A 21,203-nucleotide genomic window follows, 5' to 3' on the forward strand; every position below is an offset into this window, starting at 1 on the left:
ATGGCTCTCGCCAGGGGCCGGCGTAACGATCGCCGCATCGATTACTGGCCGGGCTTCGTCGACGCGCTGTCGACGTTGCTGCTGGCGATCATGTTCCTGCTCACGGTCTTCGTGCTGGCGCAGTTCCTGCTCGGTCGCGAAATCTCCGGCAAGGACACGGTGCTCAATCGCCTCAATTTGCAGATCAACGAACTGACCCAGCTTCTGGCGCTGGAGCGCTCGACGACGCAGGACAAGGAAGATTCGCTCGCCAATTTGCAGGCGTCGCTGTCGGCGTCGGAGGCGGAAAAGAGCCGGCTCGAGCAATTGCTGGCGCAAGGTGCGGGTGCCGGCGACGCGGCCAACCAGCGCGCCACGGCACTTTCGGGCGAACTCGACAGCCAGCGCCAGATCAGCCAGCAGGCACTGAGCCAGGTTGAAATCCTCAACCAGCAGATCGCGGCGCTGCGCAGGCAGATCGGAGCGCTCGAAGAAGCGCTCAACGTGTCCGAAACGCGCGATCGCGAGTCCAACACCAAGATCGCCGATCTCGGCCGCCGCCTGAACGTCGCACTGGCGCAACGTGTGCAGGAACTGAACCGCTATCGGTCCGACTTCTTCGGGCGCTTACGCGAAATCCTCGCCGATCGCGAGAACATCCGCATCGTCGGCGACCGCTTCGTCTTCCAGTCGGAAGTGCTTTTCCCGACAGGCTCCGAAGTGATCAACGACGCCGGCAAGGTCGAGATGAAGAAGCTCGCCGACGCCATCATCGACCTGCAGAAGGAGATTCCGCCGGAGATCAACTGGGTGCTGCGCGTCGACGGCCACACCGACGACAAACCACTGTCCGGCACCGGCCGCTACCGCGACAATTGGGAATTGTCGACGGCGCGCTCGACCTCGGTGGTGAAGTTCCTGATCGAGAACGGCGTGCCGGCCAACCGGCTGGTTGCGGCCGGCTTCGGCGAATTCCAGCCGCTCGACCCCGCCGACACCGAAGACGCGCGCAACAAGAACCGCCGCATCGAGCTGAAACTGACCGAGCGTTGATCCAGACCGGGCAGGCTCAGGGCGAACGCGCGGATTTAGCGTGCCAGCGCAGACCGTCAAGGTCTGAAAAGATTACCTTTTTTTGATTACACTTTGCCGAGAACCGCTCCTAGGTTGTACCAAGGGGCCGAGAACCGCCGGCGGTGGAACCGCCCATCGCGACGCGACGGAACCGGACGGCCCACGGCCGGAAGGTGAGCGTCCCAACCGCCGCCTTCCCCAGTAAAAGGAGACGCAACCATGCGCTCTTTCACTCCCAAAACCCTCAGGCCCAAAAGCCTCAGGACTGCAACGCTTGCCGCACTTCTCGTCGCCGTTCCGTTTGCTGGCGCCTACGCCGGCCCGCGTGAGACAGCTTTGATCAATCAGATCCAGAGCGTGGATACGGGTATCCGGGCCGCCATGCAGGCGAACCAGCTCGAGCCGGGCGAGGCGCGTGACTTGCGCACGCAGATCACCCAACTTGATCGGGCCGCCCAGAGGGCGGCGCGAGATGGAACGATACCGGTCACGCAATATCAGCAGTTGCTGGCGCAGCTCGATGATGTGAGCCAAAAGCTGCGGGCTGCCACCGGCAGCGCCTTCCTTATCGGCAACGGCGCCGATGGCGGATATTATCCAAACGGCTACGGCCCAAATTATCCAAGGGGCTGAAATCATCCATTACAGCGCCGCAGTTGATCTTGCGCATGATCCTTTGATTTTGCGCATGATCCCTTCCGCAACGAAGGCAGGCTTTTATCTCGAATGCTGTGGGGAATGCGGGACACCAGACATCGGTCCGGGGGCGATTTGTGGCGGAGCGGCGCCAGCTAGGGCGCCGGTTCGTGGTCAACAAGGCCTGAAAAGATTATCTTTTTTTAATTACACTTTGCTGCGGCCCGCTCCTAGCTTCCGTTGCAAGGCCGAGAACCGCCGGCGATGCCCTCCCTCATCGCGACGCGACGGAACCGGACGGCCCGCGACTGGAAGGCGGAGCGGCCCAAGCCGCCGTCTTCCCCGATAAAAGGAGACGCCGCCGTGCGCTCTTTCAAGACTCTCAGGACTGCAACCCTCACCGCATTTCTCATCGCCGTTCCGTTCGCGGGCGCCTACGCCGCCGGACATCACAAAGGCGCCCTCGACGAGGCGACGCCGACCGTTTTCTACGGTCCGCGCGTGACAAGCTTGATCGATCAGGTTCAGGGCGTGGACAAGGGCATCGCGGACGCGAGGCAGGAGAACACGATCACGCCGGCCGAGGCACAAAGGCTGCACATGCGGGCGGCCCATATCAGCCAGGCCGCCGAGAGAGTGGCTACGACAGACCATGGCAGGATACCGGGCGCGCAATACCGGCAGTTGTTGCGCCGGCTCGATAATGTCGACCAGGCGCTGCTGTTCGACACTGGTAACGCCTTCAACATCGGCGACTACACCGATGGCGGAAATCCAAACGGCTGATCATATCGAGGAATGGACTGCCCGGCGCCCTCGGGGCTTTTGCCCCGCGGGAGCCTCTTTCATGACAGCGCCGCGCATCCTTTTGGGACGCGCAAAGGCCGGCGAGGCGATATTGATCACGCCGTCCTCGCTTCCGCAGGATGCCCCTTGCTACCGCCAGATCACGTCGAGGTATGGCGCGATCAAAGCGCCCGTCGCAAAACGGCCTTCAGGGTTGCCAATGCCCGCGCATTGGTATCTTTTCCCGCCGTTCAAATTCAGCGGAACCTGCCATGTCCTTTCAAAAACTCGACGACCTCGGCCACAAGCTCGAAGCGCTGGAACATGCGCTCGCCATTCTCGGTGCTGACGAGGCGACCCACATGGCCGTCGGCGGCGGCGAAAAGCGCGCCGAAGCGATGTCGGCGCTGGCCGGCATGCATCACGCCAGAGCGACCGCGCCGGAGATCGCCGACTGGATCGCGGCGGCCGAGCAGGAAACGCTGAACGAGGAACAGCAGGCAGCGGTCAAGGAGTTCCGACGGCAATACACCAACCTGACCTGCCTGCCGGTCGAATTCGTCGAGCGCCAAACGACGGCGCGCATGCGCTCCGAGCAGCTCTGGCGCGACCTGCGCGCGAAAAACGACTGGGCAGGGTTTTTGCCGGCGCTCGAAGGCGTCGTGGCGCTGGTGCGCGAGGAAGCAGCGCTTCGCGCCGACGTGCTCGGCCTCGATCCGTATGACGCGCTGATGGAGCAATATGATCCCGGCAACCGCGCCGCCGACATCACGCCGGTCTTCGCCGAGTTGAAGACCTTCCTCAGGGATTTCGTACCGGAGGCACTGGCCGTGCAGGAGGCGCGGCTGACGAAGCGCCCGCTGAAGCCACTTTCGGGCAGCTATGCGATCGAAAAGCAGCGCGAGCTTGGCCTCGCCATGATGGCGGCGGTCGGCTTCGACCTGACGCACGGCTCGCTTTCGGTGTCGCATCATCCGTTCTGCGGCGGCGTGCCGAGCGACGTGCGCATCACCACCCGCTACAAGACGACCGACTTCCTGTCGGCGCTGATGGGCGTGCTGCACGAGACCGGCCACGCGCTTTACGAGCAGAACCTGCCGAAGTCGTGGGCGCACTGGCCGCTCGGTAAGGCGCGCGGCATGGCCGTGCATGAAAGCCAGAGCCTGTTCGTCGAGAAGCAGATCGGTCGCAATCCGGAATTCTGGCGCTGGGCGCTGCCGGTGGTCGAAAGGCACCTCGGCGAGGCCTGGTCGATCGACGACATCCTGCCGCATGTGCATCGGGTCGAGCGCGGCCTGATCCGCGTCGACGCCGACCAGGTCACCTACCCGCTGCACGTCATCCTGCGCTTCGAGCTGGAGCAGGAGCTTGTCTCGGGGCGGCTGGAGGCCGCCGACCTACCCGAGGCCTGGGACGCCAAGATGCGCGACTATCTCGGTCTGTCGACATCGGACAACCCGGCCGACGGACCGATGCAGGACGTGCACTGGCCGGGTGCCGCCTTCGGCTATTTCCCGTCCTACACATTGGGCGCCATGATGGCGGCGCAGCAATGGGCGGCGCTGACCAGAGACCATCCCTCCGCCGACGAGGATCTCGCCAAGGGAGACTTCAGCGCCATCAACAATTGGCGTCGCGAAAAGATCTGGTCGCAAGGCTCGCGCTGGTCGACGCCGGAGCTGCTCGAACGGGCGACAGGTGAAAAACTGAACGCCGCACACTTCACCGATCACTTGCGCAAGCGGTATGGAGCGGCGTGAGGCGGCAGTAGAATCGCGGCGCAGATACCCCCTGTTTACTCGGCAGCACCTCTGAAAGCACTCGCCCCGGTTTCGAATTGCAGCTTGGCCAGCCGCGCATAGATGCCGCCCTTGGCGACGAGGCTCTGGTGGGTGCCTTCCTCGACAATGCAGCCGCCATCCATGACCAGGATCCGGTCGGCCTTCAGCACCGTCGCCAACCGGTGGGCGATGACGATCGTGGTGCGGTCCTGCATCAGCCGTTCCAGCGCCGTCTGCACCAGCGTCTCGCTTTCGGCGTCGAGTGCCGAGGTCGCCTCGTCGAGCAGAAGGATCGGCGCATCGCGCAGAATCGCGCGGGCAATCGCCACGCGCTGGCGCTGGCCGCCGGACAGCGTCACGCCGCGCTCGCCGACCTGGCTGTCATAGCCTTTCTCAAGTTTGAGGATGAATTCGTCAGCAAGCGCATCCTTGGCCGCCGCCTCGATCTCGGCGTCGCTGGCGTCCGGACGGCCGAAGCCGATGTTGTCACGTGCGCTGGCCGCGAAAATGGTGACATCCTGCGGCACGATGGCGATGCGCTCTCGTATGGCGACGGGGTCGGCCTCGCGCACGTTAACGCCGTCGATCATGATCTTGCCCGTCTCGGGATCATAGAAGCGCAGAAGCAGCGAAAAGACAGTGCTCTTGCCAGCGCCGGAGGGGCCGACGATCGCCACCGTCTCGCCGGGCTTGACCTGGAAACTCAGGCCGTGGACGGCGGCGCGGTCGGGCCCAGCGGGGTAGGAGAACGATACGTCGTCGAAACTTATTGCGCCTCTGGCCGTCGCCGGCAGCAGTTTCGGATGCGCGGGCGCCTGGATCGCGGACTTCTCGGCCAGGATCTCGGTCAGCCGTTCGGCAGCACCCGCCGCCTGAGAAAGCTCGCCCCACACTTCTGACAGCGCGCCGAGGGCGCCGGCGGCGAACACCGAATAGAGCAGGAACTGGCCGAGCGTGCCCGGCGACAGCGTGCCGTCAAGCACGTCGCGCGAGCCGAACCACAGCACCGCCACCACCGAGGAAAAGATCATGAAGATGGCGAAGAAAGTGAGGAAGGAGCGGGCAAAGATCGAGGATCGCGCCGCTTCGAACGCGGTTTCCACGGCAGATGAAAAATGCCCAGTGACGAGCTTCTCGTTGGTGAAGGCCTGCAGCGTGCGCACCGCGCCGATCTGCTCGCTGGCATAGGCCGTGGCGTCGGCCAGCGTGTCCTGCGCCAGCCGGGATTTGCGCCGCACCGAACGGCCGAAGGCGACGAGCGGCAGCACGATCACCGGAATGGCGGCGATGACGAGGCCCGACAGTTTCGGGCTGGTGAAGACCATCATCGCCACGGCGCCGAGGCCGAGGATGACGTTGCGCAGCGCCACCGAAGCGGTGGCACCGACCGCCGACTTGACCTGCGTCGTGTCGGCGGCGAGCCGCGACACGATCTCGCCCGACTGGGCGGTATCGAAGAAGGATGGCGACAGCGTCGTGACATGGCGGAACACATCGCTGCGGATGTCGGCGACGACGCGCTCGCCGAGCGTGATGACGAAATAGTAGCGGCTGGCTGACGCCGCAGCGAGCAAGGCAGCCATCACCACCAGCATGGCAAAATACTCGGCGATGAAACTGGAATCGGAAGCGGAAAAGCCGTGGTCGATCATCCGCCGCACCGCCAGCGGCAGCGCCAGCGTCGTCGCCGCCGCGACGGTCAGCGAGACGACCGCGCCAATGACCATTTTCCGGTAGCGGGTGATGTAGGGGAACAGGCGCCGCAGCGGCTTGAGCGAGCGCCTACGCTCGTCTGCATCGCCGCTAGTGTGCGCCATGACCGTTTCCTCTGGCTCTTATGGGTATGCGCCTCAATATGCGCTTACCGCGGCCTTGTGATTCAATTCCGGCTGATGTATAGGCTCGCCGACCGTTTTAGAAGCCGTGGCTCCTCAATAGCTGCGGCTTCGAGTTTTAAAAAGGGGCGCATCGACGCAGGCTTTATGCTCGTCAGCGCCGGCGAACCAGGAATAGCACAATGAAGACCGACATCCATCCCGACTACCACACCATCAAGGTCGTCATGACCGACGGCACCGAATACATGACCCGTTCGACCTGGGGCAAGGAAGGCGACACGATGAACCTCGACATCGACCCGACCACCCATCCGGCCTGGACCGGCGGCCAGCAGACCCTGCTCGATCGCGGCGGCCGCTTGTCGAAGTTCAAGAAGCGTTTCGAAGGTTTCGGCCTCTAAGCCGCAGGCCTTTCTCGGATAGAAGAAACCCGCCCTCGTGGCGGGTTTTTTTGTTGCCGAAATGCGGCCTATTCGCCGACCAGTTCGCGCAGCGCCATGCGCTTGTAGGCGGCGACCAGGTCGTCGCCTTCTTGCCGCTCGACCGAGATTGCCAGCCGCATGGTGGCCTCGCCCATCTGCCAGATGAGAAATGCCGTCGTTTCCAACGCCGGCGGATCGGCGGCAGGCCGCAGCCGCTTCAACACGGCGGTGAGGAAGTCAGCGTTGGCCCGGCTGTCGGCGAACTCGAGTTCGCGCAGCGCCTTGTCGGCCTGCGTGCCCGACCAGATGTCGCGCATGACAGGCGACGCTAGGAACAGCCGGTAATAGATATCCACCAGCTCCGAAAACGCCCGCCGCAGGCCTTCGGCATCGATGACATCTGCCAGCGCCGCTGAGATGCAGGCCTGGCTTTCGGCGGTGTAACGCTCGGCCAGCGCCCAGATGATCGCCCGCTTGTCCGGGAAGAACTGGTAGAGCGATCCGATCGACACGCCGGCCCGTTCCGCCACTTCGCCCATGCGCATGGCATCGCTGCCTTGCTCGGCGATCAGCGCGGAGGCGGCAGCCAGCATCCGCTCGACCCGCTCGCGGCTGCGCTGTTGGCTTGGCGCCCGGCGCGGCAACGCGATCTGGCCATCCTGTGAACCCGATACGGTCGAGCCTTCCATCACTGTCTCCTGGCGAATGATCCAACAAATTGGCCAACAAACTGGCTTGACTCACAAAATACGAGGGTTTATCACGTTTTGCAAATGTGAGGAAAACTCATGTTTTCAGCAAGGAGAACCACCAGGAACGACACAGCGAAAAAACCGACTTTGATCCTCGGCGGCACAGGCAAAACCGGCCGTCGTCTCGCGGACAAGCTGGCGGCGCAGGGCCTGCCGGTGCGGATCGGCTCGCGCTCGGGCACGCCGCCCTTCGACTGGGAAAACGACACGACCTGGGAACCTGCGCTTGATGGTGTCGGCGCCGTCTACATCAGCTACTATCCTGATCTTGCGGTGCCCGGTGCGGCCGAAGCGGTCGGCGCCTTCGCCAACCTTGCCGTGGAGCGCGGTGTGCGCCGGCTGGTGCTGCTGTCGGGGCGCGGCGAAACGGAAGCGCAACGTGCCGAAGAGATGCTGAAAGTCTCAGGCGCCGACTGGACGATCCTGCGCTGCGCCTGGTTTTCCCAGAACTTCAGCGAGAGTTTTTTGCTCGATCCGCTGCTCGCCGGGGAGGTGGCTTTGCCGGTCGGCAATGTCGGAGAACCGTTCGTCGACGCTGACGACATTGCCGACGCCGCCGTGACGGTGCTTACCAAGCAAAGCCATATCGGCCAGCTTTACGAGCTGACCGGGCCACGGCTGCTGAGCTTCGCCGACGCGGTCGCCGAGATCGGCAAGGCGAGCGGTCGCGACATCCGGTTTGTCAGGATTTCGCATGCCGAGTTCACCGCAGCGGTAGCCGGGTACGAGCTGCCGGCCGAGTTCGCCTGGCTGCTCAACGAGCTGTTCATCGAGGTGCTCGACGGCCGCAACGAGGCGCTGACTGACGGCGTCCAGCGCGTGCTCGGCCGCGCCCCAAAAGATTTTTCCGCCTATGTAACCGAAACCGCCGCTACCGGCATCTGGAGCAACTGACATGATCATGAAACTGCTTCCCACCCTCACCTTCATCGCCGCGCTCGGCTCCGGCGTCGTCGCTGGTGTCTTCTTCGCCTTCTCCAGCTTCGTCATGCCGGGCCTCGCCCGCATGCCTGCCGCGGGAGGCATCGCCGCGATGAATTCGATCAACGTCACCGCGGTGACGCCGATATTCATGACCGCGCTTTTCGGCACAGGGCTGATCTGCCTTGTCCTCGCCGTCGGCGCCATCCTCGGCTGGAACCAGCCGGGTTCGTTGTGGCTTCTCGCTGGCGCCCTGATCTATCTCGTCGGCAACCTGATCGTGACCATGATTTTCAACGTGCCGCTCAACAACGCTCTGGCCGCCGTCGATCCGGCAAGCGCCAACGGCGCCGCCGTGTGGACCACCTATCTCAGGGACTGGGTGATGTGGAACCATGTCCGCACCATCACCGCCATCGCAGCTCTGGGCTGCTTCATCATGGGATGGCGGTGAATGCAGGGGTAGAAACGCAAAAGACCCTACGTCAGGCAGGGTCTTTTGATGTGGGGTCTTTTGACTTATGGCCCTTCCGGTCGGCATGGCCGAGATCGCGGTCCGGATCGATGACGTCGCGAACCAGCTGCTTGAGCTTTGCGGCATCGGGAAAGCCGCCGTCGCGCTTGCGGTCCCAGACCAGCGTGTCGTTGCAGGAAATGGTGAAAATGCCGCCGGTGCCGGGCACCAGCGTGACCTCGCCCAGATCCGTTCCGAAGGTCGAGAGCAGCTCCTGCGCCATCCAGCCGGCCCGCAGCAGCCATTGGCACTGCGTGCAATAGGTGATGCGGATGGTCGGCAGCGGCTTTTCGGTCATGTCAGATTGAGCTCCGCTCATATCTCGGACTGAGCTCCGCTCATGTCTGGCTGAGTTCCGCTCATGCCGCGCTGAGCTTCGCCATGGTCTCGTCGTCGACCTCGAAATTGGCGTAGACGCTCTGCACATCGTCATCGTCCTCGAGCGTCGCGACCAGCTTCATCAGCGACTGTGCCCGCTCCTCGTCGACCGCAATGTTGGTCTGCGGCTTCCAGATCGGCTTCACCGACTCCGCCTCGCCGAGCGCGCCTTCCAGCGCCTTCGACACCTCGCCGAGATTCTCGAAGGCGCAATAGATCGTGTGGCCTTCCTCGTCTGACTGGACGTCGTCGGCGCCGGCCTCGATCGCCGCGTCCATGACCTTCTCGGCGCTGCCGACTGACGCCGGATAGAAGATCTCGCCGACACGGTCCCACATGAACGACACCGAGCCGGTTTCCCCCATCGCCCCGCCGGCCTTGGTGAAGGCGGCGCGCACATTCGACGCCGAGCGATTGCGGTTGTCGGTCAGCGCCTCGACGATGAGCGCGACGCCACCGGGTCCGTAGCCTTCGTAGCGCACGGCTTCGTAAGTCTCGGCGTCGCCCATCGATGCCTTGTTGATGGCGCGCTGGATATTGTCTTTCGGCATCGACACCGCCTTGGCGTTCTGCACGGCCAAGCGCAGGCGCGGGTTCATCGACGGATCCGGCGTGCCGCTCTTGGCGGCGACGGTTATTTCGCGCGCCAGCTTGGAAAACATTTTCGACCGCACCGCGTCCTGGCGGCCCTTGCGGTGCATGATGTTCTTGAACTGTGAATGGCCAGCCATGGCACCCCTGTCGTCTTCTTGGCAGAGCATTCTGCAGCGAGGTAGTCACCTCGCCTTTTGCCAAAATGCTCGAATTCAAAATTTCAGAACGCCCCTGGTGCGTCCGGATGGACGTACGGCGCTCTATCTCGGAATGGCCGGCTTATAGATAAATCGGCTCAATTCGTCCAGCCGCGCCGTAAGCGCGGTGCGCAAAGCGCCCGCCAGCTGCATTCCTGCGGCCATTCATTCTTCCAGATCGGATTTCAGCCGGTCGAGAATGCTGATCGCGTGCGTGGCGTATTGGCTGATCCAGCGGTCGTGGATCTGCTTGATCGGCAGCGCGTTGAGATGGTTCCAGCGTTCGCGGCCCTCGCGCCGCGCCACGACTAGGTCGGCTTCTTCCAGCACTTTCAGATGCAGCATGACGGTGCAGCGGTCCATGTCTGGAAAGGCATCGCACAGCATGCCGGTGGTCCGCGGCGCGTCCTTCAGCTCGTCCAGCAGCGCACGCCGGCGCGGATGCGCCAGCGCCTTGAAAACATTGTCGTCCTGCGCTTTGCTTGACATGTTATATTTTTATAACATAATATCGGCCTGATCAAGGAAGGAGCTGTGGATATGTCTCTTGGATTCAGAGTTTCGGGCCGCATCGGCAAACCGGTCGCCGAGGTCTTCGACGCAGTCGTCAATCCGACCAAGCTCAGCGGCTATTTCACCACGATCGGCGGCGCCAGCGCGCCGCTGGTGGCAGGCGCCGGCGTCGTCTGGTGGGGCAAGGTCCCGGTCGAGGTCGACCAGGTGGAAAAAGACAGCCGCATCGTGCTGCGCTGGGACGCCACCGACGCCGACGGCAAGCCGGCTTACAAGACGCGCATCGAGATGAATTTCGAGCCGCTGGATGACGGCGGCACCTTCGTCACCATCGCCGAGACCGGCTGGCACGAGGACGCGGTCGGCCTGAAGAAGTCCTACCTCAATTGCGAAGGCTGGTCGCAGATGCTGGCCTGCATGAAGGCCTATGTCGAATACGGCATCAACCTGCGCGACGGCTATTACCGCAGCGAGATGAAGGGCGAGCCGGCCAGCGAAGACAATATCTGAGAAGACGGAGGAAAGAATGACTGCGAAAATCACCGGCGGCATCAACATCGCCATGAAAGTGCCGCCACACCAGTACCAGGACACGATCGCCTTCTACCGGGACGTCGTCGGCCTGAAGCCGTTCACGGCCAAGGCGCCGGCTATCGGCTTCGAACTCGGCCCCAATCGCCTATGGATCGACGAAGCGCCGATGCTGAGCCAGGCAGAGGTTTGGCTGGAGTTGTTCACTGACGATTTTCCGGCCGCAGCCGATCATCTCGCCAAGGCCGGTATCGTGCGCTGCGACGCCATTGAGGCGCTGGGCGAGGGTTTTCGTGGCGGTTGGATCACCAATCCGGCCAACATCGTTCACATGGTGCGCGAACCCGACGCCTGGTGACGGAGGCCTGTTCGGAAAGGAGGACGATATGGAAATCCGTGAGACACCGACCGCCGAAGCCGGCATGCTGATCCGGCGGCCGGTCGCAGAAATGTTCGAAGCCATCGTCGATCCGGCGATCACGACGAAATTCTGGTTCACTCATGGCAGCGGCAGGCTGGACAGCGGCAAGGAGGTTCGCTGGGAATGGCGCATGTACGGCGTCTCGACGCCGGTCACGGTCAGCGAATTCGTCAGGAACGAAAAGATCGTCATGCAATGGAGCGATCCGCCGACCACGGTGGTCTGGACCTTTACCGAGATGCCTGAAGGCGCGACCTTCGTCGAAGTTCGCAATTTCGGCTTTGCCGGCAGTGCCGACGAGCAGGTCAAGCAGGCGATCGGCTCGACTGATGGCTTTGCGCTGGTGCTCGCCGGCGCCAAGGCGTGGCTGGAGCAAGGCCTGACGCTTGGCCTGATCGGCGACCGCCACCCGAAGGGTGTTCACGAGCAGACTGTATAAAAAGCCGCCCTGTACCGTCAGACCACCCGGTCGCTCACTTGAATCCGTGAGCAGCCGCTTTTTCATTGGCCTTAACGCGTATCACCTAGTCAGATGCGGCCACGCACCGCCTGTATGAACGCCGCCAACACCGGACGCATCTGTCGCCGCGACGAGTAGTAGAGGTGGAAGCCTGGGAATGGGGGCGTCCACTCTGATAACAGCCGGACAAGTCGGCCGTCCTTCACATAAGGCGCAACCTCATGGGTGAGCAGATACCCGATGCCTAACCCGTCCAGCACCGCTTCGAGCATCAGTTCGGGCTCATTGAATGTGAGCGGCCCGGAGACACCTACGTCCAGAGCCTGTCCGTCGCGCTCAAATTCCCAGGCGTAGATCGTGCCGGCTGTGACCATCCGGTAATTTATGCACCGGTGTTGCGTCAGATCGCTTGGATGGATGATGGGGGCCGAGTTCGCGACGTGATCGGGTGTCGCGACGATAGCCATGCTGAGTTCGGGCCCGACTTTGAGCGCGATCATGTCCCGCTCCAGCTTTTCGCCAAGGCGAATGCCCGCATCGAACCGGTCGGCGACGATGTCACGGTAACCATAGTCGATCAGGACCTCGACCGTTGCATCCGGATGCGCGGTCGTGAAAGCCGGCAGCACGGGCCGGACCACCGCCTCATAGGCCTGCCGCGTCGTTGTCAGACGCAGCGTTCCCGAGACACGGTTTCGCCCCAGGTCCAACGCATCCAGCGCCCCATCGATGCTTTCCAGTGCCGGCCCCAGCGTCCCCAGCAGCGTCTCGCCCGCCTCGGTCACGGACACGCTTCGGCTGCTGCGCTGGAGAAGACGGTAACCGAGCCGCGCCTCAAGCCGGCGGATCGTGTGACTGAGATTTGAGGTGGATGTCGCCAGCGTCACGGCGGCTCGCGTGAAGCTTCGTGCACGGGCGACGGCTGCGAAGGCGGCGAGGTCGTCCAGGCTGGCGCGCGTCATCATGTAATCCTGTTCAACGACCCTTCCAATCAATTCAGTCTAATCGAACGCCGAGTTGATCGCCATATCTGATGGTACCAAAGGATGGATGGAGATAGATCATGATCATGAAGGACGCCGTTTGGCTCATCACGGGCTGCTCCAAAGGTCTCGGCCGCGCGCTGGCGGAGCAGGCGCTCACCGCCGGCTACCGCGTCGTCGTCACCGCGCGGAGCACCGCAGACATTGCCGACCTCGTGGCCGCGCACGGTAAAGCGGCGCTTGCCGTCGAGCTCGATGTCACAGCCGCGCACCAGATCGATGAGGCGATCGCGGCAGCCGAGGATCGCTTCGGTGGCATCGACGTGCTCGTCAACAATGCCGGCTACGGCTACCTCGCCGCGATCGAGGAGGGCGAGGATGCGGACATCCGCACCTTGTTCGAGACCGACCTGTTCGGCCCGGTTAACCTGGTGAAGGCCGTGCTGCCTGGGATGCGTGCACGCCGGCGAGGGCATATCGTCAGCGTCAGTTCCATCGGTGGCCTGGTTACCTATCCCGGCGTTGGCTACTATCACATGGTGAAGTTCGGTATCGAGGCGATGTCGGACACGTTAGCCAAGGAGCTGGCGCCGCTGGGTATCGGGGTCACGGCGGTCGCGCCTGGCGCATTTCGCACCGACTTCCGCGGACCTGCCTCGATCAAACAATCGGCAACACGCATCGACGACTATGCCGACACCGCTGGCAAATCGCGCGACGAGACATTGGCCGGCCACCGCAAGCAGGCAGGCGACCCCTCGCGCGGCGCTCGCGCGATCATCGCCGCCGTCGAGGCGGAGAATCCTCCTGTCCATCTTCTGATCGGGGGCGACGCTTTGGACCAATTCCGTGGCAGGCTCGACGCGTTGCGGCAGGAGACCGACATCTGGGAGACGGTAACTCGAAGCACTGACATCGTCCCCGACAAGACAGCCTGATTGGATGCGCGGTACGGCCCTCCGAGGTCTGCACGAAGCAGGTGTCTGCTTACAACTCAGTGCCCGCCGGCCTTTGCCTTTCTCCGACGTCGCGCCAGCATGTTGAGGCCCTCGACAAGGGCGGAAAAACCCATGGCGGCGTAGATGTAGCCCTTGGGCACATGGAAGCCCATGCCGTCGGCGATCAGCGTCATGCCGATCATCAGAAGGAAGCTGAGCGCCAGCATGACGATGCTGGGGTTCTTGGCGATGAAGTCGGCGAGCGGCCCGGCCGCCAGCATCATCACGGTGACCGCCACGATGACGGCGATATACATGATGGCAATCTCGTCCGTCATGCCGACCGCGGTGATGATCGAATCGATCGAGAAGACGAGGTCGAGCAGCAGGATCTGGAAAATCGCGCCGGCCAGTGAAAGCTGCAGCGTCTGGCCCATCATCGTGTCCTGGTGATCCTCGAGATCGACCGTGTGGTGGATCTCCTTGGTCGCCTTCCAGACGAGGAACAGGCCGCCAGCGATCAGGATCAGGTCGCGCCAGGAAAAACCATGGCCGAAAGCGGTGAATACCGGCGCTGTCAACTGGACGATGATCGAGATGGTGGCAAGCAGTACCAGCCGCATGATCAGCGCGGCAGAAATGCCGAGCCGTCGGGCGCGGGCCCTTTGTGCCTCCGGCAATTTGTTGGTGAGGATCGAGATGAAGATCAGATTGTCGATGCCGAGCACGACCTCCAGCACGATCAGCGTCAGCAACGCGACCCACGCGGTCGGATCGGAGACAAAGGCGAAATGTGGCGCCAGGAATTCGATGAGCTGCATGGAGGTCGTCCCCTCTTACGATCTAGAGCAGTGTCGCCGGCAGTTAGGTATCGCAGGCGTTGATATCAATGTCACGACCAGAAAGATGGCGCAGTTTCCTCGAGCCGCGGTCCGCGACGAAACGGCGCAATCCGCTCGGTCAGGCCGCTGCGATCCGAAATGTCGACGCCGACGCCGCACAATGTCGCCGGGCCGGTCGCGGCCTCGAAGCGTCCTTTCGGCACCTTCGACAGAAACCGGTTGAGCGGCTCCTCCTTATCCATGCCGAGCGAGGAATCATAGTCGCCGCACATGCCGGCGTCGGAGATATAGCCGGTGCCGCCATTGAGGATATGGTGGTCGCCGGTCGGCTGGTGCGTGTGGGTGCCGACGACGAGGCTGGCACGGCCGTCGACGAAATGCGCAAAGCACATTTTTTCAGACGTCGCCTCGGCATGGAAATCGATGACCACCGCGTCGGCCTGCTCGCCGAGCGGACAGGCGGCAAGCTCGCGCTCACCGGCCTGGAACGGGTCGTCGAGTTCGGGATGCATGAACACCCGGCCCATGATGTTGGTGACCAGAACGCGCGCGCCATTCCTGGCGATGTAGACGCCGGAGCCGCGCCCCGGCGTGCCCTTGGGGAAATTGGACGGACGCAGGAAGCGCTCCTCGCGCGGCGCGAAAACCAGCGCGTCGCGCTGGTCCCAGACATGATTGCCGGTGGTGACGACATCGGCGCCCGCCGAGATCGTCTCGCGAAAGATCTCTTCGGTGATGCCGAAGCCGCCGGCGGCGTTCTCACCATTGACGATGACGAAGTCGAGTTTGAAATCCGAGATCAGGCCGGGCAGTTGTTCCCACACTGCCGTGCGCCCGGTCTTGCCGACCATATCGCCGAGGAAGAGAAGTCTCATCTAAACATGATCCCGAACCAAAGGTCAGCGAAGCACAAAAGCTGCATGACTTTCGGAAAAGACCATGCGTCCAGGAACTTATCTACAATTTCGGCGCGAACTGGCGCAACCCGTTCTCGGTGAGTATTTCCGGGATGACCATGTCGTGCGGCTCGTCCGGCACCAGCGCCACCTCCTGGCAGTCGAAAGCAATCCCGATCAGCCGGGGCGGCTGCCCCTTGTCGACCAGCCGCGCGATCGCGCGGTCGTAATAACCGGCGCCGTAGCCGATGCGGTGGCCGCGCGCGTCGAAAGCCGCGAGCGGCACCAGCATCACCTGGGGATCGAGCACCTCGGCCTCCTCATGCGGCCCGACGGTGCCGAACCCCATATCGACCATCGGCGCCCCACGCACCAGTTCGCGAAAGACGATGGTGGTCTTGTCGAGAATGGCAGGCAGGCAAAGCCGTGCCCCGTTTTCGCGCAAGGCAAACATCAGCGGCCGGACGTCGACTTCCGAGCGCATCGGCCAGAAGCCGGAGACGATCTGGCCAGGCTCTATCGCAATGCTGTCCCGCGCCGTCTCGGCCATTTCGAGCGCTGCCTCCACACGCCAGAACGGATCGAGCGCGTCGCGGCGTCCGAGTGCTTCCTTGCGGAGATGTCTTTTCAGTTCTTTTGGAGAGGTCATGGGGCCAAGGTAGAAAAGGTCGGATCTGATTGGAGTTTTAGGAGCGACGTTTTCCACCGCATGATCCACCGAATTTGAGTGGATCTTTTGCGTCGAGTGACGATCCACACAACCGGTGGAGAGAGCGATCCCGGGAACCTACAAAGTAGGTGGGCGCCGTATGAGAAAACCCACGGGTCTTCCCAGGGACAGCTCCCTAGGGATCATTAAGGCCCCGGGGAAAATGTTCTCCTGCCGGGAAGCGCAGACCGTCACAACCAATATAGGCTGGCGATCGGCCAAGCGCCAGAGAGACGGCCATGCTCCGCGGCTTAATTCGTCACAAAGACCCGCCTGGGAGCTGCGCGGCATGAGGTTTCACCGTGCCCTCGCTGCTGCGCCTTGCACAGGCTGGACCGTCTCCTTACGGTTGCTATGAAAAACCGAGGAGCAAGAATGCGTTTCGAAGGCACGGCGGCCTATGTCGCCGACAAGGACCTGATGGTGGCGGTCAATGCGGCAATCGCGCTGGAGCGGCCATTGCTGGTCAAGGGCGAGCCCGGCACCGGCAAGACCGAGCTGGCGAGGCAAGTGGCGGCAGCGCTCGGCCTCGAGCTGATCGAATGGCACGTCAAGTCGACGACAAGGGCGCAGCAGGGCCTCTACGAGTATGACGCTGTCTCGCGGCTGCGCGACAGCCAGCTCGGCGATATCAGCTTCAACGACATCAGGAATTATATCAAGCGCGGCAAGCTGTGGGATGCCTTCGCGACGGCCAATAAGGTGGTGCTTCTGATCGACGAGATCGACAAGGCCGATATCGAATTCCCCAACGATTTGTTGCAGGAACTCGATAGGATGGAGTTCTTCGTCTACGAGACTGGCGAAACGATCCGCGCCGAAGTCAGGCCGATCGTCATCATCACCTCCAACAACGAGAAGGAACTGCCGGACGCCTTCCTGCGTCGCTGCTTCTTCCACTATATCCGCTTTCCCGACGTCGACACGCTGCACAGGATCGTCGACGTGCACTATCCCGGCATCAAGCAGAACCTGGTGCGCGCCGCGCTCACCCAGTTCTACGAGATCCGCGACGTGCCGGGCCTGAAGAAGAAGCCGTCGACCTCCGAGGCACTCGACTGGATCAGGCTCTTGGTCGCCGATGACATCGCGCCTGAGGATTTGCGCGCCGACCCGAAAAACGCACTGCCCAAGCTGCACGGTGCGCTTTTGAAGAACGAACAGGACGTGCATCTGTTCGAGCGACTGGCCTTCATGGCGAGACGGCAGGGGTGAGAGGCGGTCATCCTGGACCGCAAGAACTCGGCCTCTGACGCCGAGCTGGGAGGCCGTTGCTACGAGCGGACCTCGCCTGCGGTCTGAGCGGGATGATGGCCCCTTGCCTCCTGCAGCGCGACATTTTTGGGGCCGAAGATAATGAAGCTGATGACGGCAAGGGCAAGAACGCCGATCCCGCTATAGAGCATGACCCAGCCAAAACCGTTGACCAAGGCGGCATGCACGATGGCGCCCGACGGATCGAGGGTCGCGAGCTTGGGCGAGTATTGCGAGAGGCCATCGAGATTTCCGGCGGCGATCTTTTCCGCCAGCGCGCGCAGTTCATTCGGGTCGAAGGTCGTGCCAAATGCGTCCCGCAGATAAGAAACAATCCCCTGCGTCAACAGCATGCCCAGCACCGCGATATTGATGGCGAGCGTGACCAGGCGCGCGCTGATATCGATGCCGGAAGCCATGCCGGCACGATCCGGCGACACTGAGCCGGTCGTGGTGTTGGTAGTCGGTGAATTGGTCAGGCCGATGCCGATGCCGGCGATCAGCGTGCCGGGCAGCATGGTCAGCCAGTTGGCCCCCTCGAGCCCGGAGCCTACCCTCATGGCGATGAAGCCGATCCCCAATGTCAGCAAGCCAAGCGGGATCGCCACCCGCGCCTGAAAGCGGGCGCGCAAGCGCTCGGCTATCGAGGACATCAGCATGAGGGGAAGCGTATAGACGAGCAGCAACAGACCGGTCGTGGTGCTGTCGTAGCCGAGCACTCCCGAAAAATAGATCGGCAGATAGATGATGAACGGCCAGTAGCTGAAATTCATGCCAATGCCGCCCATGATCGCTCCCGAAAATTGGCGGATGCGGAACACCGAGAAATCGAACATCGGATAGGGGTTGATCTTTTCGGCAACGAGGAACGCGATGAAAGCCAGCACGGCCGCGCTTGCCACGCCGATGCGGGCGCCAGAGCCGAGATCAGCCCCTTGCGTGATCAGATAGGAGAGGCCGAACACCGCAAACGAGAGCGTGAGGATGCCGGCCCGGTCAAGCTTCTGGGCGTTTCGATCGAATGATTCGGTGACACCGGCACCGATGAAGACCAAGGCAAGGATGGCGAGTGGCACATGGATGAGGAACACCCACTGCCAGCTCGACAGCGTTACGATCAATCCGCCAATGGCTGGACCAAAACCAAGCCCGATGCCCGAGACGATACTCCAGGCAACGAAGGCCTTGCCGCGTTGACTGCCGTCTTGGAACTGGTGGGACAGCACCGCCACACTGCAGGTGAACATCGCGCCCCCCGCAAGGCCTTGCAGAAAGCGCGCGACGATCAGAAGTGGAGCGGTCGGTGCGAGGCCGCACAGCAGAGATGCCAGGCCGAAGGCTACGGTGGTGATCACCATCACGTGTTTGCGGCCGAAACGGTCGGCCAATGTTCCCGTCGCCATCAACACCGTGGTGCAGGCAATGGTGTAGGCGTTCATGATCCATTGCAGATCCTTGAAGTCGGCGACGAGCACGCTTTCCAGTTTCGGAAGGATCACCGGCACACTGGAGATTTCGAGGCCGAACAGCAGCGAGGCAAGGCAGACGCCCACGAGCGCAACGGTGTTTCGGTCAATTTGAAACGTCATATCGATCACTTTCCATCGGAGCATTCACAGGGGCTGCGAGCGGCGCCCTTAACTGCGGCCGACATGACATAGACGAGCCTTGACTATGAAAAAAGGCTATGCGTTTCTATTTCAGAAATGACAAAATGGAATGATCGCGATGACCAGCCTTGATGTCGACGCCGTGCGCACCTTCGTCATGGTGGCCGACCTGCAGAGTTTCACCCGGGCGGCTGCCGCGATGGGGAGCACCCAGGCGACGATCAGCGTCAAGCTGCGCCGGCTCGAAGAAAAGCTCGGCGCGCGTTTGATCGAACGGACCCCGCGCCGTGTGGCTCTATCCGCAAGAGGAGCGGTTTTCCTTCCCGCGGCCCGTGAATTCCTTGCCGCCCATGAACGCGCCGTCGCGGAGTTTTCCGCAGCGCCGTGTCGGCTTGCTCTCGGCTTTGTCGATCATGTTGCGGGGCCTAAGCTTTCCACACTGATAGCCCAGCTTCATGCTCATGATCCGTCGCTCGCGCTCAACATAAGGATCGACACCAGCTCCATGCTGGAAGGAGCTTTCGATCGCGGCGAGCTCGACGCTGTGATCGTGCACCAGGAAGATGACATCCGACGCGGCGAAGCCCTGTCGCGCACCCACTATGGCTGGTTCGCGGCCCCTGCCTTCGAATGGCGGCCCGGAACGCCATTGCGCCTGGCCCTTTTGAGCACCGTATGCAATTGCCCAGACCGCCTGAGGGCGGTCGAGGCGCTGGATAGGGCAGGCATCGCCTGGAGTGAGGCTTTCGTGGGCGGTGGCGGCGCGGCCGTCAACATCGCGGTATCGGCCGGCTTCGCCATTTCCGCCCTCGCCCACCGTGTCGTTCCCCCCGGCTTGGTCGAGGTGGGCCGCAAACTCGGCCTGCCGCCAATTCCGCCTTCGGAGATCGTTTTGCATTCGCATGCTTTGGCGCCGCGGGCACGTGAGGCGCTGCGCATGCTCGCGACCGCTTTTCGCGAGTATAATTTGCCGGCGGGATAGGCAAAGATAGTCGTGATTCCGATTCTGTTGGGATGGATCGGGTTGCAGACCTCAGAGGGAAATGAAATGACCGAGATCACCGTCCGCCCACTGGCACAATCCGACCATGCCGACTGGCAGCGTCTGTGGACTGCCTACCTCACCTTCTACGAAACCAAGCTGCCGGAGGACGTCTACGCCGTCACCTGGAAGCGGCTGTTCACGGCGGGTGAGTTCGAGCCGAAGGGGTTCATCGCCACCCTCGACGGCAAGGCGGTCGGCCTGACGCACTATCTCTATCATCGCTCCTGCTGGTCGCAGGTAAACAACTGCTATCTGCAGGACCTGTTCGCCGACCCGGACGTGCGCGGCAAAGGCGTCGGCGCCGCCCTGATCGAGGCGGTGAAGCAGGAAGCCGGCAAGATCGGCGTCAAGAACGTCTACTGGATGACCCACGAGACCAACACCACCGCGCGCAAGCTCTACGACTACGTGGCGCGGCGCACGGGCTTCATCGAGTATGATTTGATGTGATGGCTGCCGACGATTGAAATAGCTGCTGTTGCGCAATATATTGCGCATGATCAGGACTGCCCGTGCCACTGATCGAGACCAACAAACGCAAGATCGTCACGAGGCTTTTACGCGATGGCTGGGTGAACGTAGGCGGCGGCAAGCATGAGAAGTATGAGCATCCGGAGAGGCCGGAGATCATGATCATCGTGCCGCGGCATCGCGAACAATCTCTGGGTGTCGCGCGGTCGATCGCCCGGCTTGCTGGATGGATTTAGGGACGAATCATGATGCACTATGTCGGAATTCTTGACGGCGCAGATGAGGTCTGGGGGGTGCGGGTGCCCGATCTTCCCGGGTGTCACGGCGGTGGCGCAAGTCCCGAGGAGGCGATAGCCGATGCGACTTCCGCCGTTCGCGAATGGGCCGAGGCACGAATGGCGAAGCACTTGCCCTTGCCCGCCGCGCGCACGGTGGCAGATCTGCTCCGACTGGGCGAAATCGATAGCGCTGCCGGCGAATCTGCCGTGATGATCCCCGTGCTGATCGATTCCGGCCGGCCTGTCCGGGCCAATCTGTCGCTCGACGCAGGCCTTTTGGCGGCAATCGATGCCGAAGCGAGCCGACGCGGCCTCACGCGTTCCGCTTTCATCGCCAGCGCCGCACGGGAGAAGATCGAAGGTCACAGATAAAGTCGTAC

The 21,203-nt window shown here is 62.5% G+C and carries 26 protein-coding genes and 1 other RNA gene; 16 read left to right on the plus strand and 11 right to left on the minus strand.

The window, feature by feature from the left end; translation table 11 throughout:
- From EN885_RS05420 to EN885_RS05435, 4 genes are all read left to right on the plus strand, one after another.
- Complete coding sequence (locus tag EN885_RS05420; RefSeq protein WP_127288377.1) at positions 1 to 1,032, plus strand: peptidoglycan -binding protein; 1,032 nt, start codon at positions 1 to 3, stop codon at positions 1,030 to 1,032.
- 357 nt (positions 1,033 to 1,389) lie between these two features.
- Positions 1,390 to 1,686, plus strand: coding sequence for a hypothetical protein (locus EN885_RS05425; RefSeq protein WP_348627368.1), 297 nt, complete (start codon positions 1,390 to 1,392; stop codon positions 1,684 to 1,686).
- Positions 1,687 to 2,052: 366 nt separating this feature from the next.
- On the plus strand, positions 2,053 to 2,475 hold the full coding sequence (locus EN885_RS05430; RefSeq protein ID WP_128241749.1) for a hypothetical protein: 423 nt from the start codon (positions 2,053 to 2,055) through the stop codon (positions 2,473 to 2,475).
- A 272-nt stretch (positions 2,476 to 2,747) separates the two neighbouring features.
- On the plus strand, positions 2,748 to 4,235 hold the full coding sequence (locus tag EN885_RS05435; RefSeq protein ID WP_128241750.1) for a carboxypeptidase M32: 1,488 nt from the start codon (positions 2,748 to 2,750) through the stop codon (positions 4,233 to 4,235).
- Between the two features lie 35 nt (positions 4,236 to 4,270).
- On the opposite strand, the gene EN885_RS05440 is transcribed toward EN885_RS05435, so the two are convergent.
- Positions 4,271 to 6,073 (minus strand): ABC transporter transmembrane domain-containing protein, encoded by a 1,803-nt coding sequence (locus EN885_RS05440; protein WP_128241751.1) that lies wholly within the window; start codon positions 6,071 to 6,073, stop codon positions 4,271 to 4,273.
- Between the two features lie 200 nt (positions 6,074 to 6,273).
- Between EN885_RS05440 and rpmE the strand changes: the two genes are divergently transcribed.
- Positions 6,274 to 6,495: a 50S ribosomal protein L31 gene (gene rpmE, locus EN885_RS05445; RefSeq protein WP_006327661.1), complete on the plus strand. Its 222-nt coding sequence runs from the start codon at positions 6,274 to 6,276 to the stop codon at positions 6,493 to 6,495.
- A gap of 68 nt (positions 6,496 to 6,563) precedes the next feature.
- On the opposite strand, the gene EN885_RS05450 is transcribed toward rpmE, so the two are convergent.
- A complete protein-coding gene (locus tag EN885_RS05450) occupies positions 6,564 to 7,205 on the minus strand; it encodes a TetR/AcrR family transcriptional regulator (protein ID WP_128241752.1) in 642 nt (213 codons plus the stop codon).
- A gap of 99 nt (positions 7,206 to 7,304) precedes the next feature.
- Here EN885_RS05450 and EN885_RS05455 point away from each other — a divergent pair, with 99 nt between their 5' ends.
- Together EN885_RS05455 and EN885_RS05460 are read left to right on the plus strand one after the other, a co-directional pair.
- Positions 7,305 to 8,162, plus strand: coding sequence for an NAD(P)H-binding protein (locus tag EN885_RS05455; protein ID WP_128241753.1), 858 nt, complete (start codon positions 7,305 to 7,307; stop codon positions 8,160 to 8,162).
- Position 8,163: 1 nt separating this feature from the next.
- On the plus strand, positions 8,164 to 8,643 hold the full coding sequence (locus EN885_RS05460; RefSeq protein WP_127206420.1) for an anthrone oxygenase family protein: 480 nt from the start codon (positions 8,164 to 8,166) through the stop codon (positions 8,641 to 8,643).
- 31 nt (positions 8,644 to 8,674) lie between these two features.
- On the opposite strand, the gene EN885_RS05465 is transcribed toward EN885_RS05460, so the two are convergent.
- From EN885_RS05465 to EN885_RS05475, 3 genes are all read right to left on the minus strand, one after another.
- Entirely contained in the window at positions 8,675 to 9,001 is a 327-nt protein-coding gene (locus EN885_RS05465; RefSeq protein WP_128241754.1) for a SelT/SelW/SelH family protein, read from the minus strand.
- Positions 9,002 to 9,062: 61 nt separating this feature from the next.
- Positions 9,063 to 9,812, minus strand: a complete 750-nt coding sequence (locus EN885_RS05470) for a YebC/PmpR family DNA-binding transcriptional regulator (protein ID WP_023800014.1) — start codon at positions 9,810 to 9,812, stop codon at positions 9,063 to 9,065.
- A gap of 225 nt (positions 9,813 to 10,037) precedes the next feature.
- Positions 10,038 to 10,361 carry a metalloregulator ArsR/SmtB family transcription factor gene (locus tag EN885_RS05475; RefSeq protein WP_095487445.1) on the minus strand — a complete coding sequence of 108 codons (324 nt, stop codon included), beginning with the start codon at positions 10,359 to 10,361 and terminating at the stop codon, positions 10,038 to 10,040.
- Between the two features lie 51 nt (positions 10,362 to 10,412).
- On the opposite strand from EN885_RS05475, the gene EN885_RS05480 reads away from it, so the two are divergent.
- Genes EN885_RS05480 through EN885_RS05490 form a run of 3 tightly spaced genes read left to right on the plus strand, consistent with a single transcriptional unit; the run spans position 10,413 to position 11,776 of the window.
- Positions 10,413 to 10,895 carry an SRPBCC domain-containing protein gene (locus EN885_RS05480; RefSeq protein WP_095487447.1) on the plus strand — a complete coding sequence of 161 codons (483 nt, stop codon included), beginning with the start codon at positions 10,413 to 10,415 and terminating at the stop codon, positions 10,893 to 10,895.
- A 16-nt stretch (positions 10,896 to 10,911) separates the two neighbouring features.
- The gene (locus EN885_RS05485) at positions 10,912 to 11,274 is read left to right on the plus strand and encodes a hypothetical protein (protein ID WP_128241755.1); all 363 of its coding nucleotides are present in this window, start codon (positions 10,912 to 10,914) and stop codon (positions 11,272 to 11,274) included.
- Between the two features lie 28 nt (positions 11,275 to 11,302).
- Positions 11,303 to 11,776 carry an SRPBCC family protein gene (locus EN885_RS05490; RefSeq protein WP_128241756.1) on the plus strand — a complete coding sequence of 158 codons (474 nt, stop codon included), beginning with the start codon at positions 11,303 to 11,305 and terminating at the stop codon, positions 11,774 to 11,776.
- 89 nt (positions 11,777 to 11,865) lie between these two features.
- Here EN885_RS05490 and EN885_RS05495 read toward each other — a convergent pair whose 3' ends face one another.
- Positions 11,866 to 12,759 (minus strand): LysR family transcriptional regulator, encoded by an 894-nt coding sequence (locus EN885_RS05495; RefSeq protein ID WP_164897786.1) that lies wholly within the window; start codon positions 12,757 to 12,759, stop codon positions 11,866 to 11,868.
- 101 nt (positions 12,760 to 12,860) lie between these two features.
- On the opposite strand from EN885_RS05495, the gene EN885_RS05500 reads away from it, so the two are divergent.
- Complete coding sequence (locus EN885_RS05500) at positions 12,861 to 13,718, plus strand: oxidoreductase (RefSeq protein ID WP_128241758.1); 858 nt, start codon at positions 12,861 to 12,863, stop codon at positions 13,716 to 13,718.
- A 56-nt stretch (positions 13,719 to 13,774) separates the two neighbouring features.
- On the opposite strand, the gene EN885_RS05505 is transcribed toward EN885_RS05500, so the two are convergent.
- From EN885_RS05505 to ssrS, 4 genes are all read right to left on the minus strand, one after another.
- Complete coding sequence (locus EN885_RS05505) at positions 13,775 to 14,539, minus strand: TerC family protein (RefSeq protein WP_095487453.1); 765 nt, start codon at positions 14,537 to 14,539, stop codon at positions 13,775 to 13,777.
- Between the two features lie 71 nt (positions 14,540 to 14,610).
- Complete coding sequence (locus tag EN885_RS05510; protein WP_126104514.1) at positions 14,611 to 15,435, minus strand: YmdB family metallophosphoesterase; 825 nt, start codon at positions 15,433 to 15,435, stop codon at positions 14,611 to 14,613.
- An 82-nt stretch (positions 15,436 to 15,517) separates the two neighbouring features.
- Positions 15,518 to 16,105, minus strand: a complete 588-nt coding sequence (locus tag EN885_RS05515) for a 5-formyltetrahydrofolate cyclo-ligase (RefSeq protein WP_126104513.1) — start codon at positions 16,103 to 16,105, stop codon at positions 15,518 to 15,520.
- Between the two features lie 97 nt (positions 16,106 to 16,202).
- Positions 16,203 to 16,358, minus strand: a non-coding RNA gene (gene ssrS / locus EN885_RS05520) — 6S RNA.
- 182 nt (positions 16,359 to 16,540) lie between these two features.
- On the opposite strand from ssrS, the gene EN885_RS05525 reads away from it, so the two are divergent.
- Complete coding sequence (locus EN885_RS05525; protein ID WP_128241759.1) at positions 16,541 to 17,380, plus strand: MoxR family ATPase; 840 nt, start codon at positions 16,541 to 16,543, stop codon at positions 17,378 to 17,380.
- Between the two features lie 59 nt (positions 17,381 to 17,439).
- On the opposite strand, the gene EN885_RS05530 is transcribed toward EN885_RS05525, so the two are convergent.
- Positions 17,440 to 19,008, minus strand: a complete 1,569-nt coding sequence (locus EN885_RS05530; RefSeq protein WP_128241760.1) for an MFS transporter — start codon at positions 19,006 to 19,008, stop codon at positions 17,440 to 17,442.
- Positions 19,009 to 19,147: 139 nt separating this feature from the next.
- Here EN885_RS05530 and EN885_RS05535 point away from each other — a divergent pair, with 139 nt between their 5' ends.
- The 4 genes from EN885_RS05535 (at position 19,148) to EN885_RS05550 (ending at position 21,195) form a co-directional block, all read left to right on the plus strand.
- A complete protein-coding gene (locus EN885_RS05535) occupies positions 19,148 to 20,011 on the plus strand; it encodes a LysR family transcriptional regulator (RefSeq protein ID WP_128241761.1) in 864 nt (287 codons plus the stop codon).
- Positions 20,012 to 20,077: 66 nt separating this feature from the next.
- Positions 20,078 to 20,524 (plus strand): GNAT family N-acetyltransferase, encoded by a 447-nt coding sequence (locus tag EN885_RS05540; RefSeq protein WP_128241762.1) that lies wholly within the window; start codon positions 20,078 to 20,080, stop codon positions 20,522 to 20,524.
- A gap of 62 nt (positions 20,525 to 20,586) precedes the next feature.
- The gene (locus tag EN885_RS05545) at positions 20,587 to 20,781 is read left to right on the plus strand and encodes a type II toxin-antitoxin system HicA family toxin (RefSeq protein ID WP_128241763.1); all 195 of its coding nucleotides are present in this window, start codon (positions 20,587 to 20,589) and stop codon (positions 20,779 to 20,781) included.
- A gap of 9 nt (positions 20,782 to 20,790) precedes the next feature.
- Positions 20,791 to 21,195 (plus strand): type II toxin-antitoxin system HicB family antitoxin, encoded by a 405-nt coding sequence (locus tag EN885_RS05550; RefSeq protein ID WP_206437544.1) that lies wholly within the window; start codon positions 20,791 to 20,793, stop codon positions 21,193 to 21,195.
- Positions 21,196 to 21,203: the final 8 nt, after the last annotated feature.

Source organism: Mesorhizobium sp. M6A.T.Cr.TU.014.01.1.1, from assembly GCF_004022765.1.
Lineage (GTDB): Bacteria > Pseudomonadota > Alphaproteobacteria > Rhizobiales > Rhizobiaceae > Mesorhizobium > Mesorhizobium mediterraneum.

Bases quoted from the DNA above. Each gene is read 5' to 3' on its own strand.
- EN885_RS05420 (WP_127288377.1), top strand. From the start codon at position 1: ATGGCTCTCGCCAGGGGCCGGCGTAACGATCGCCGCATCGATTACTGG.
- EN885_RS05435 (WP_128241750.1), top strand. From the start codon at position 2,748: ATGTCCTTTCAAAAACTCGACGACCTCGGCCACAAGCTCGAAGCGCTG.
- EN885_RS05440 (WP_128241751.1), bottom strand. From the start codon at position 6,073: ATGGCGCACACTAGCGGCGATGCAGACGAGCGTAGGCGCTCGCTCAAG.
- rpmE (WP_006327661.1), top strand. From the start codon at position 6,274: ATGAAGACCGACATCCATCCCGACTACCACACCATCAAGGTCGTCATG.
- EN885_RS05450 (WP_128241752.1), bottom strand. From the start codon at position 7,205: ATGGAAGGCTCGACCGTATCGGGTTCACAGGATGGCCAGATCGCGTTG.
- EN885_RS05455 (WP_128241753.1), top strand. From the start codon at position 7,305: ATGTTTTCAGCAAGGAGAACCACCAGGAACGACACAGCGAAAAAACCG.
- EN885_RS05460 (WP_127206420.1), top strand. From the start codon at position 8,164: ATGATCATGAAACTGCTTCCCACCCTCACCTTCATCGCCGCGCTCGGC.
- EN885_RS05465 (WP_128241754.1), bottom strand. From the start codon at position 9,001: ATGACCGAAAAGCCGCTGCCGACCATCCGCATCACCTATTGCACGCAG.
- EN885_RS05470 (WP_023800014.1), bottom strand. From the start codon at position 9,812: ATGGCTGGCCATTCACAGTTCAAGAACATCATGCACCGCAAGGGCCGC.
- EN885_RS05475 (WP_095487445.1), bottom strand. From the start codon at position 10,361: ATGTCAAGCAAAGCGCAGGACGACAATGTTTTCAAGGCGCTGGCGCAT.
- EN885_RS05480 (WP_095487447.1), top strand. From the start codon at position 10,413: ATGTCTCTTGGATTCAGAGTTTCGGGCCGCATCGGCAAACCGGTCGCC.
- EN885_RS05485 (WP_128241755.1), top strand. From the start codon at position 10,912: ATGACTGCGAAAATCACCGGCGGCATCAACATCGCCATGAAAGTGCCG.
- EN885_RS05490 (WP_128241756.1), top strand. From the start codon at position 11,303: ATGGAAATCCGTGAGACACCGACCGCCGAAGCCGGCATGCTGATCCGG.
- EN885_RS05495 (WP_164897786.1), bottom strand. From the start codon at position 12,759: ATGACGCGCGCCAGCCTGGACGACCTCGCCGCCTTCGCAGCCGTCGCC.
- EN885_RS05500 (WP_128241758.1), top strand. From the start codon at position 12,861: ATGATCATGAAGGACGCCGTTTGGCTCATCACGGGCTGCTCCAAAGGT.
- EN885_RS05505 (WP_095487453.1), bottom strand. From the start codon at position 14,539: ATGCAGCTCATCGAATTCCTGGCGCCACATTTCGCCTTTGTCTCCGAT.
- EN885_RS05510 (WP_126104514.1), bottom strand. From the start codon at position 15,435: ATGAGACTTCTCTTCCTCGGCGATATGGTCGGCAAGACCGGGCGCACG.
- EN885_RS05515 (WP_126104513.1), bottom strand. From the start codon at position 16,105: ATGACCTCTCCAAAAGAACTGAAAAGACATCTCCGCAAGGAAGCACTC.
- EN885_RS05525 (WP_128241759.1), top strand. From the start codon at position 16,541: ATGCGTTTCGAAGGCACGGCGGCCTATGTCGCCGACAAGGACCTGATG.
- EN885_RS05530 (WP_128241760.1), bottom strand. From the start codon at position 19,008: ATGACGTTTCAAATTGACCGAAACACCGTTGCGCTCGTGGGCGTCTGC.
- EN885_RS05535 (WP_128241761.1), top strand. From the start codon at position 19,148: ATGACCAGCCTTGATGTCGACGCCGTGCGCACCTTCGTCATGGTGGCC.
- EN885_RS05540 (WP_128241762.1), top strand. From the start codon at position 20,078: ATGACCGAGATCACCGTCCGCCCACTGGCACAATCCGACCATGCCGAC.
- EN885_RS05550 (WP_206437544.1), top strand. From the start codon at position 20,791: ATGATGCACTATGTCGGAATTCTTGACGGCGCAGATGAGGTCTGGGGG.